This is a genomic window from Corynebacterium gottingense, assembly GCF_003693265.1.
Taxonomy (GTDB): domain Bacteria; phylum Actinomycetota; class Actinomycetes; order Mycobacteriales; family Mycobacteriaceae; genus Corynebacterium; species Corynebacterium gottingense.
Genome location: NZ_RDRE01000013.1, coordinates 46784 through 55981 on the forward strand (window position 1 = coordinate 46784; position 9198 = coordinate 55981).

The 9198-nt window shown below is 63.4% G+C and carries 5 protein-coding genes and 2 pseudogenes; 5 read left to right on the top strand and 2 right to left on the bottom strand.

Features of this window, described 5'->3' with window-relative positions; translation table 11 throughout:
• Positions 1-8 precede the first annotated feature (8 nt).
• A complete protein-coding gene (locus EAW56_RS08675) occupies positions 9-653 on the bottom strand; it encodes an IMPACT family protein (protein ID WP_122086146.1) in 645 nt (214 codons plus the stop codon).
• A gap of 66 nt (positions 654-719) precedes the next feature.
• On the opposite strand from EAW56_RS08675, the gene treZ reads away from it, so the two are divergent.
• A complete protein-coding gene (treZ, locus tag EAW56_RS08680; protein ID WP_122086148.1) occupies positions 720-2513 on the top strand; it encodes a malto-oligosyltrehalose trehalohydrolase in 1794 nt (597 codons plus the stop codon).
• 33 nt (positions 2514-2546) lie between these two features.
• Here treZ and ilvA read toward each other — a convergent pair whose 3' ends face one another.
• Positions 2547-3854, bottom strand: a complete 1308-nt coding sequence (ilvA, locus tag EAW56_RS08685) for a threonine ammonia-lyase IlvA (protein ID WP_095277592.1) — start codon at positions 3852-3854, stop codon at positions 2547-2549.
• Positions 3855-4320: 466 nt separating this feature from the next.
• On the opposite strand from ilvA, the pseudogene EAW56_RS08690 reads away from it, so the two are divergent.
• The 4 genes and pseudogenes from EAW56_RS08690 to EAW56_RS12595 all read left to right on the top strand — a co-directional run bounded on the left by EAW56_RS08690 (position 4321) and on the right by EAW56_RS12595 (position 8948).
• A pseudogene (locus EAW56_RS08690) lies at positions 4321-5528 on the top strand (IS110 family RNA-guided transposase).
• Between the two features lie 224 nt (positions 5529-5752).
• Positions 5753-7734 (top strand): annotated as a pseudogene (locus EAW56_RS08695) (choice-of-anchor I family protein).
• Positions 7735-7952: 218 nt separating this feature from the next.
• The gene (locus EAW56_RS08700) at positions 7953-8384 is read left to right on the top strand and encodes a hypothetical protein (RefSeq protein ID WP_122086149.1); all 432 of its coding nucleotides are present in this window, start codon (positions 7953-7955) and stop codon (positions 8382-8384) included.
• A 78-nt stretch (positions 8385-8462) separates the two neighbouring features.
• Positions 8463-8948 (top strand): hypothetical protein, encoded by a 486-nt coding sequence (locus EAW56_RS12595; protein WP_143340178.1) that lies wholly within the window; start codon positions 8463-8465, stop codon positions 8946-8948.
• Positions 8949-9198: the final 250 nt, after the last annotated feature.

The following is a 9198-nucleotide window of genomic DNA, read 5'->3' on the forward strand; positions in this document are numbered from 1 at the left end:
GCCGCGGATCAGTCGGTCGTTTCGCCCCACCGGTGCCCGGCTTCCTTCGACTCGACGGTGCCTTGGGTGGACGCTGCCAGGTGGGCGTCGACAAGCTCACGCTCCCCCGGGGCGAACCCGAGCGTGTACGTGGCCAGTGACCCGTAGGCGATGTCCACGACCTCGATGCCCGCGTTGCGCAGTTCCGACTCGATCCGGCCGGCCTCGGCGTGCGGCAGGTTGACGGTGATGAGCTCGCGGAGGTTGCGGGTGGCGCGCGGCAGGTCATCGAGCGCGCCGGTCACCGCGTGCGTGTACGCGCTGACAAGCCCGCCGGTGCCCAGCTTGGTGCCGCCGAAGTAGCGGATGACCACTGCGCATACGTTGACCAGACCCGAGCCTTTGAGCACCTCGAGCATGGGCGTGCCCGCGGTGCCGGACGGCTCGCCGTCGTCGGACGAGCGCTCGATGGGCTGCGCGCCGTCGACGTGGACGATGAACGCCGAGCAGTGGTGGCGCGCATCCGGGAACGCCTCTCGCGCTGCGTGGATGAACTCGCGCGCCTCGTCCTCCGATTCGACGCGACCCACCCAGGTGATGAACCGGGAACGTTTAGTTTCAAGTTCGTGGGTGGTCGGCGCGCCCGCGGCGGGCAGCTCGTAGGTGGTCAGCATAGGGGTGCAGTCTACCGGGGGACGACGTCATTGCGGTGCTCGAGTCGCCTTCTTAGGCTGGAGAACATGAGCGAATCACACAGCACAAACGCTGCCAATAATGCTGCGTCCCACACCGCCCCGGCCCAGTTTGAGGTATGGGCCCCGAAGGGCCAGCAGGTGCGCGTGACCGTCGACGGCGAGGAACACGACATGCAGCCCGACGCGGAGCGCGCGGGCTGGTGGGTGCTCGACCCCGCCACCGCCGCCCCGCAGCCGGGTCAGCACTACACCTTCTCGCTCTTCGACGGCACCCAGTGGTCCATCCCCATGCCGGATCCGCGCACGCGCCTCCAGCCCGAGGGCGTGCATGGCCCGTCCGAGGTCGTGAGCACCGACTTCGCGTGGAACGATGACAACTGGTCCGGCATCCCCACCAAGGACATGGTGATTTACGAGCTCCACGTGGGCACCTTCTCCCCCTCCGGCACCTTCGCCGGCGTGATTGAGAAGCTGGACTACCTCGCCGAGCTGGGCGTCAACACCATCGAACTCATGCCGCTGCAGCCCTTCGCCGGAACCCGAAACTGGGGCTACGACGGCGTCGACTGGTTTGCCATCCATGAGACGTACGGCGGCCCGCAGGGGCTCAAGGAGCTTATCGACGCCGCGCATACCCACGGCATCGCCGTCCTCCTCGACGTCGTGTACAACCACTTCGGCCCGGAGGGCAACTACAACGACGCGTTCGGCCCGTACCTGACGGACGGGCTCACCGCCTGGGGCGAGGTCATCAACATCTCCGGCCCCGGTTCCGACGAGGTGCGCGCCTACATCCTGGATACGGTGCGCCAGTGGCTCGGCGAGTTCCACGCTGACGGGCTGCGCCTGGACGCGGTGCAGACCTACGACGACCGCCTCGCCTTCTCCATCATGGAAGAAATCGCCCGCATCGGCGACGACCTCGCCGCGGACACCGGCGTGCCTCGCACCGTGATTGGCGAGTCCGACCAGAACGACCCGCGCCTGATCAGCGCCCCCGAGCGCGGCGGCTACGGGCTCGAGGGGCACTGGCTCGACGACGTCCACCACGGGATCCACTCTCTGCTGACCGGTGAGACCCAGGGCTACTACGTGGACTACGGCACCATGGAGATCCTCGCGGATACGCTGCGCAACGGCTACCGCTTCCGCAACTCCTACTCGAAGTACCGCGCCCGCACGCACGGCCGCGAGCTGGACCTCTCCCACGTCGCACCGTGGCACCTGGTGTCCTACACCACCAACCACGACCAGACCGGCAACCGCGCTGCGGGCGACCGCCCGAGCCAGAACCTCACCCCCGCCCAGCAGGTGCTCAAGGCCGCGGTGCTCCTGCACTCCCCGTTTACCCCGATGCTGTTCATGGGCGAAGAGTTCGGCGCGAACACCCCGTTCCCCTTCTTCGTCTCCCACTCCAACGAGCAAATTCTGGAGGGCACCCGCCAGGGTCGTCTCCACGAGTTCTCCCGCCAGGGCTGGGACCACGACGAAGTGCCGGACCCGGGCCACGAGGACACCTACACGTCCGCGAAGCTGAACTGGACCTTTACCGACGAGCAGCAGCAGGTCCACGACGCCTACAAGCGCCTGATCCAGCTGCGCCGCGAGCACGGCTGCAACCGCGAGGACCTGCGCACGCTGCAGGTGGACAACGGCGAGAAGTGGCTGACCATGGCGGACGGTAGCGATGACGGAACGGTCGTGCTGGCGGCGAACTTCAGCGACGAGCCGGTCACCGTGCCGGTCGGCGGTACGCTGCTGTACTCGTTCACCGACCCGCAGGTCGGCGCCAATGAGACGGTGCTGGATCCCTGGGGCATCGCCTACATCCAGCGCTAGGCGGGATCCGCACGGCCCGCTCGGCCCACTGGGCTAGCTGGAGACGATGAACTCGTACTCCGGCGTGCCGGGCGTGAGCTGGCGGCACTCGATGACGGACTCATCCATGCGCTCCAGCAGTGGCTCCAGGTCGCTCGCGCGGGTGAGCTCCAGACCGACCAGCGCCGCGCCGGTCTCGCGGTTGTTCTTCTTCAGGTACTCGAACAGGACGATGTCATCGTCCGGGCCGAGGATGTCGGTGAGGAAGGTACGCAGCTGCCCCGGCTCCTGCGGGAAGTTCACCAGGAAGTAGTGCTTGAGCCCGCGGTGCACCAGGGAGCGCTCCATGACCTCCGCGTAACGCAGCACGTCGTTGTTGCCGCCGGAGATGACGCATACGACGGTGGACCCCGGCTGGACCTTCATCCCGGCAAGTCCCGCGACAGACAGCGCGCCTGCGGGCTCGGCGATGATGCCCTCGTTCTGATACAGCGCCAGCATCTCGGTGCACACCGCGCCCTCGTCTGCGCGCAGGAGGTGCGTACGCCCTTGGTTGTGCTCAATCACCTCAAACGGGAACGCGCCGATGCGCTTGACCGCCGCGCCGTCGACGAACGGGTCAATGTCGGTCAGCGTCACCGGGCCCCCGTGCTCGAGGGCAGCGGCGAGCGACGCCGCGCCGCGCGGTTCCACCCCCACCACGGCCGTGCGCGGCGACATGTCTGCCACGTACGACACGATCCCGCCGAGCAGGCCGCCGCCGCCGACGGGCACCATGATGGTGTCCAGTTCCCGGCCAAGCCCCGTCAGCTGTGCGAGGATCTCGGCGGCAACCGTGCCCTGCCCGATGACGGTATCGCGGGCGTCGAAAGGCTCGATGATTGTTGCCCCGCGCTCGCGGGCGTCGGCACGAGCCGCCTCCGCCGCCTCGTCGAACGTATTGCCCGTCACGACGAGCTCGACGTTGTCGCCGCCGTGGACCATAATCCGATCGCGCTTCTGCTTCGGTGTGGGCTTGGGCACGAAGATCTTGCCCTGGATCCCTAGCGCACGGCAGGCGTACGCGACGCCCTGCGCATGATTGCCAGCCGACGCCGCGACCACCCCCGCTGCGCGCTGCTCAGCGGACAGGCGAGAGATGTTGTAGTAAGCGCCGCGAATCTTGTAGGAGCGCACGTCCTGCAAATCCTCACGCTTGAGGTACACATCTGCGCCGTACTGCTGCGACAGCCGCGGGCAGTACTGCAGCGGGGTCGGCTCAATCACCGAGGAAATTTTCGCCTGAGCAGCTTGAATGTCGGCAGCGTGGACCGGTTGGTAGTTGCTCGTTGACTGTTCATTGTGCTCGGTGGCTGCGTTCATGGTGGACAAGTCTATCCGTGAACAGGTATTCGCGCGGGCTATCGCCGCCAGTTTTCATTCACCCGCACGGTTCACCAAGTGTTCACCACGCGTTCTCCTTGGAACTACCTGCCCACTTTAGGATGCCCATTACGTTGTTAGCAGTTCCACCCCAGGGCACCGAAGATTCATAACCTGTCCGCCCGATTGGGCGGGCTATGTTTACTTCCGTTCCCTCCGTCTGAAAGGACAGGGGAACTAGTCACTGGCTTCGGTATGGCTTATTCCTGTCCCTGTCTGAAAATGATCCGGGGGGTGATGTCGCCGAAGACAGTGACATACTCAAACTGCTAATAGGAACCTGACCCAGCCCAGGTGGTATGAGGTCTCACAGTAATGTGGGTGCCAGTCCAAGTATGTCCGACCAACCCCAGTGATGAAGCTTAAATAGTCCAACTTCTCATTCATCGCTAGGAGGCACACACCCATGGCCTATGACTTCGTCATTGGCGTAGACGTCGGCAAATACTTCCACCACGCCTGCGTCCTCGATCCCCAAGGCAGGCAAGTCCTATCCAAACGCATCAACCAGCATGAAGGCTCACTACGCAAGCTCTTCGGCAAATTCCTCACCGACAACGCCTCGGTCCTGGTCATTGTCGATCAACCCAACAACATCGGCCGATTAACCGTCGCAGTCGCCCAAGACATGGGGGCAGATGTTCGCTATCTACCAGGGCTTGCGATGCGACAGCTCTCTCGCATCCACGTCGGCAACTCCAAAACCGATGTACGCGACGCCTACGTCATCGCCCATGCCGGTCTTAACCTTCCAGATTCCTTGCGCAGTGTCGACCGCGTTGAGGAAGTCTTTATCCAGCTGAAAGTACTCAACGGTATTGACGAAGATCTCGCCCGGGCCTACACACGCCTGATTAACCAGATGCGATCCGCGCTCGTAGGAACCTATCCTGCATTCGAACATGTTCTGCGCGGACAGATGATTCACCGAAAATGGATCCTCCACCTACTTGCGAAATACGGTGACCCCACCAAGATTCGACGCATCGGTAAAACACGCCTAGCAGCCTTTGCGCGCAGTCACAAAGCGCGCAATCCCGAGCCTGTCATCGATGCCATGCTTGCTGCCATCCACGGACAGACCGTGTCCATTGCCGGCGCAGAATACGCCGAACTTGGCGTAGCAATGTCCGCCAAAGACGCACTGGCCAAACTAGAGCATCGCAAGGAAATAGAAGCACAGGTACTCAAGCTCATTCAAGACATTCCTCAAACCGAGATTCTTTTATCCATGCCCGACATCGGCCCACGTAGCGCAGCACAGATCCTCATGACCGTTGGCGATATGTCCGACTTCCCCGATGCAGCGCACCTAGCGTCCTATGCAGGCCTATCACCACGGACAAATCAATCAGGAACGTCCATTATGTCGAATTCGCCCAACCGCGCTGGCAACAAAAATTAAAGAACGCCCTATGGCAATCGTCTTTTGCATCGATCAGATTCCACGAGCGTTCCCGGCAATTCTATGAACGAAAACGCAAAGAAGTCAAAAGACACAACGCCGCAGTCGTCGCACTCGCACGCCGACGCCTCAACGTCCTCTTCGCCATGATGCGAAACGGCGAGCTCTACCGAGACATCCCCACAATCCAGGAGGCCGCAGCAGCCTAAAGCCACCAGACCCCCATCCAAGCCGATTGCACAGCAAGCCCAATCGGCTCCTCAAGGTACCCAAAACAACATCTACGAGACGAAGCAGAAGCCGTTCACACCCCCAACAAGCCCACCCGCGGAGTTGACAACCTATATAGGAACACCCCCCCCCAACCGCAGACCACGCTTTTGACAGGCGAACCCAAAGCCGGTCCGAAGCCAGCTCCAAGAAAGGCCTACGCATGTTCCCTTCGCTCCGCCGTCCCCGCTCCCGCGCCCTGCTCGCGTTGCCGGCTACTGCCGCGCTCTCCGCATCGCTGATTGCTGTTGCCCCGGCGGGCGCGGTGGTCGTCGATAAGCCTGTGTACGACCAGGCCAAGGATGCTTCCGCTAAGATCGCTCCGATCGGCTCGTACGACGCTGGCGTCTTCGACGAGTCCGGCGCGGAGATCGTGGCCTACCACAAAGCCTCGAAGCGCGTGCTCACCGTGAATGCGAACTCGGGCAAAATCGACGTGCTCGACGTCTCCGACCCGACGGCACCGACCAAGGTGGGCGAAGTTCACGGCGGCGACGACACCACGATCAACTCCGTCGCCGTGCGCGAGGACGGCCTGGCGGTCGCGACCGTGGAGCCGGACGAGGACAAGACGAAGCCCGGCGAAGTCATCTTCTTCGACGCCGGCGCGGACACGCCGGGCGAAGTGCTCGGCCGCGTGGGCGTGGGCTCCCTGCCGGATATGGTGACCCTGACCCCAACGGCCGCTACGCCCTGGTGGCAAACAAAGGCGAGCCGGCCGAGGACTACTCGGTTGACCCGGAGGGTTCCATCTCCCTCATCCGCCTCGAGCACGACGTTGCCGCACCAACGCAGGACAAGGTCCGTACCGCCGACTTTTCGGCGTTCGAGGGCACGTTGGCGGACAAGGGCGTGCGCATCTTTGGCCAGGTCGGCGCCTCGAAGACTGAGGCGCAGAACCTGGAGCCAGAGTACATCGCCGTCGACGGCAACAAGGCGTATGTGACCCTGCAGGAGAACAACGCGATCGCTGTCGTGGACATCACCTCCGGCAAGGTCGAGGACGTCTGGCCGCTCGGTGTTACCGACCGCCGCGAGGTGCCTTTCGACGCCTCCGACAAGGACGGCACGACCAACATCTCCAAGTGGCCGGTGAAATCCCTCCTGCAGCCGGACTCCATCGCTGCCTACAACGTCGGCGGCGAAACCTACCTGGTCCTGGCCAACGAGGGCGACTCGCGCGACTGGGACGGCTACTCCGAAGAGGCGCGCTTGAAGAAGTTTGGCAAGAAGGACGTCGCCCCGATCTGCGAGGGCTACGCCGGTCTCTCCGCGGACCAGCTCGAGGAGCTGCAGTCCGACGAGCAGCTGGGGCGCCTGAACATGACCACCTCCATGGGCCTCAACGAGGAGAAGGGCTGCTACGACGACCTGTACAACCTGGGCGGGCGCAGCTTCTCCATCTTCACCGCGGATGGCAAGCGCGTCTTCGACTCCGGCTCACAGTTCGAGGAAATCACCTCCCGCATCCTGCCCGAGTACTTCAACTCAAACCACGCCGAAACCTCCTTTGACACCCGCTCCGACGACAAGGGCCCGGAGCCGGAGGGCGTCACCGTCGGCGAGGTCAACGGCCGCACCTACGCGTTCATCGGCTTTGAGCGCCTCGGCGGCGTGATGGTCTACGACATCACCGAGCCGAGCGTTCCGAAGTACCAGGCCTACGTGAACAACCGCGACTTCTCGATCAACATGGAGGCGCTTGCCGACGAGGGCGAAAAGCAGCTTCGCGACGGCCTGTCCAAGGTCGGCGACCTCGGCGCCGAGGGACTTACATTCATCCCGGCCGAGGACTCCCCGAACGGCGAAGCGCTCCTGGCCGTGGGCAACGAGGTCTCCGGCACCACCACGCTCTTCCAGGTGGAATCCCTGCTGGACAAGGCGGAGGAGCCGGAGGAGACGCCGGGTGAGGAGCCTGGCGAGGCGCCGGAAAAGAAGCCGGAAGAAAAACCGGACTCCCCGGATCAGCAGACTGGTGACGAGCAGGAGGGCTCCTCCACCGCGGGCAAGGTTGTCGCTGCGGTCACAGGCGTGCTCGCCGCTCTGGTGGCACTCGTTGCCGGAGGCGTTTCCCTGGGCCTGATCCAGAACCCGGTTGACCAGCTGCTCGGCCAGAATCCGGGCGCACCCAAGCTTCCCTTCTAGCGGGATTTCGCGGACGCTTGCCCCGCGACCCAGTAGTTTTGCGAAGCAAACCCAGCTAAGCTGGAGCTCGTTTTGAACAAATGGATGGTGTGGCACCCTGCACTATCCTTTTCGTAAGAAACCTGCTACTTTCTCTAACGACATCGCTGTAACCGAGCTGTAATCTTTCAGCCCGGTTTCGGCGCAGGACCAAAACTCTCACGAGGAGCTAGAAACTAATGAAGCGTATTTCCACCGCTGCCGTCGCAGCTGCAACCGCACTGGCCATCACGGCAGGACCGGCACTGGCTGAGGACGCGACCACCACCCAGACTGCTACGGTTACCGCTACCCCGACCGAGAAGCCCACCACCGCGGCTACCGAGACCTCCGAGCCGACCGCCGAGGCTCCCGCAGGCACCGAGGGCACTGAGACCACTCAGCCGACCACCCCGAACAAGCCGGCTCCGCAGCCGAACAACGGTGGCTCGAAGTCTTCCGGCTCCTCCAACGGCCACATCGTCGGCTTCGTGTCCGGCACCCTGGCTGCAGTCCTGACCACCACCCTGATCGTTGCTTCCGACCCGACCGGCGCAAACAAGATCATCGACATGGTCAACGCGCAGTTCCACCTCGGCATCCCGCACCTGAACATTCCGAAGGTATTCTAAGACGCGGCACTTCGGCGGGGCTTTCACTCGAAGGCCCCGCCGATTTTTTTCTCTCTACTCCCACTGGAAGGACACAAAGTGAAGGCGACCTACCCCGTTGCTGCTGCCACCGTCGTTGCACTCGCCGTAGCAGGTCTGAGCCCCGTTTCTGCGAAGAGCACTGACTCAAGCACGACCGAAGCTTCCGCGACCACCAGTGCGGCTCCGGCCCGCACAACTGCCACGCCCAGCCCGTCTGCAACCGCGGCACCGAGCCCCTCTGCGTCAGCAACCGGAACCGCCACTCCGTCGTCCTCCCAGGACGGTCCTACGCCGGTGACGGTGACGGTGACTGCACCGGCTGTGACCGCAACCCCCACCCCGTTCCGCGCAACGGGTCCGAGCTCGGAGTGGATCAACAAGGGCATTCTTGATGAGCGCGGCAAGGAGATCTTTACCTACATCAACTTCGCCATCACGATGCTTGCCGGCCTGATCCAGGCGCTTTCCCTGGTCGTGGCGTCGAACCCACGGATGCAGGAGCAGCTTAAGGCAATGCTCGCCCAGGCGGGTATCAAGTCCTAGACGCTGGACGGCCGCGCGTTTTCGGGGGGGGCGCTGCGGTTGTCGGCGTGGTGGTTACCGGCGTGGTGGTTACCGGCGTGGTGGTTCTGAGCGCGGTGGGTCGGTGCCAAACGGAGCTAGCTCTGTCATGTCTAGGGACTTTTTGGACAAGGAGTCCAGGAGGTTTTTGGACAGGATGTCTAGTAGCTTTTTGGACGCCTACAGCGGTGGAATAGCCGGATGGCTATTCCACTACACAAGCGCAGAAAGG

Excerpts from the sequence above, each read along its gene's own strand:
- EAW56_RS08675 (WP_122086146.1), bottom strand. The coding sequence starts at position 653 with ATGCTGACCACCTACGAGCTGCCCGCCGCGGGCGCGCCGACCACCCAC.
- treZ (WP_122086148.1), top strand. The coding sequence starts at position 720 with ATGAGCGAATCACACAGCACAAACGCTGCCAATAATGCTGCGTCCCAC.
- ilvA (WP_095277592.1), bottom strand. The coding sequence starts at position 3,854 with ATGAACGCAGCCACCGAGCACAATGAACAGTCAACGAGCAACTACCAA.
- EAW56_RS08700 (WP_122086149.1), top strand. The coding sequence starts at position 7,953 with ATGAAGCGTATTTCCACCGCTGCCGTCGCAGCTGCAACCGCACTGGCC.